The sequence below is a fragment of the Bradyrhizobium oligotrophicum genome, from assembly GCF_051168495.1.
In the GTDB taxonomy this organism is placed as follows: Bacteria; Pseudomonadota; Alphaproteobacteria; order Rhizobiales; family Xanthobacteraceae; genus Bradyrhizobium; species Bradyrhizobium oligotrophicum_A.
Genome location: NZ_JBNPVB010000058.1, coordinates 1 through 1,116, shown reverse-complemented (window position 1 = coordinate 1,116; position 1,116 = coordinate 1). Strand labels below are relative to the sequence as shown.

The 1,116-nt window shown below is 62.3% G+C and carries 1 protein-coding gene; it reads left to right on the top strand.

Going from position 1 to position 1,116, the window contains the following annotated elements:
• Positions 1-503: 503 nt before the first annotated feature.
• Positions 504-1,116: reverse transcriptase domain-containing protein (locus ACQR1B_RS36175; RefSeq protein WP_434871638.1), on the top strand; the 613-nt coding region annotated here is incomplete at its 3' end.

The window sequence follows — 1,116 nt, the reverse complement described above, 5'->3', positions numbered from 1 at the left end:
GTAGGGTGGGGTGTGTCCTGAAACGATCATAGACCCAGTGGGATGAGGAGACCACACGAGCTGAAGTCGATGGGGCTCGGAAGCTGACGAGCGACTGTCGGTGGGCAACTGCCGGGTCGAAGCCTCGTGACAAAGGCCGCGAGAGGCGGCCGAGCGATTCTGCAGGCTGTAACGAGTTGAATTGCCGATCAGGCCTCGAAAACGAAGTCGTGGACGCCGACCCGCCCCTACCTCGGGGAAGGCTCCCACGGATGGGGAAGAATCGACAGACGCACCCGTCCAGGTCCACCGGGGTAAGAGGCAGCAGCATGTGGAAGAAGGGTTTATGGGCGACAGGGGAGATCCGCGGCATCGGGATAGCGACCCGAACGTCTCGCAAGGGGACGGATGGCGTGGAAGTCGGAGGGGGCCATAGTACTGAAGAAGCCGGGTAATGCCGGTGGAGGGAGAGGCCCCTGCCTGCGATGTGCTTGCAACGGTGTGGACGGTGAGCGGGATTGGCGATGAGCCTGACAACCCCCGAAAAGATCGAGATGCTCCAGCGCAAGCTTTATGCGAAGGCCAAGGCGGAGCCTGGCTTCCGCTTCTATCTTCTGTACGACAAGATTTATCGGTCGGATATCCTGGCCCATGCGTACGAGCTGGCGAAAGCCAACAAGGGCGCGCCTGGGGTCGATGGGGTGACGTTCGAGACGGTCGAGGCGGCGGGGGTGGAAGCGTGGCTGACGGCTCTGGGAGAGGAGCTTCGGGGCCAGACGTATCGGCCGCAGCCGGTGCGTCGCGTGACGATCCCGAAGCCCGGCGGAGGCGAGCGGCCGCTCGGTATCCCGACCATTCGTGATCGAGTGGTGCAGACGGCCGCCAAGCTGGTGCTGGAGCCGGTGTTCGAGGCTGATTTTGCCTCTGAAGCCTACGGTTACCGACCCGGTCGCAGTGCGCTCGATGCGGTACGTCGGGTGCACGGCCACCTCAAATCCGGATACACGGACGTTGTGGATGCGGACCTGTCGAAGTACTTCGACACGATTCCACACGACGAGCTTCTGCAGTGTGTAGCTCATCGGATCAGCGACAAGCAGGTATTGGCTCTCATCAAGATGTGGCTCAAGACGCCCG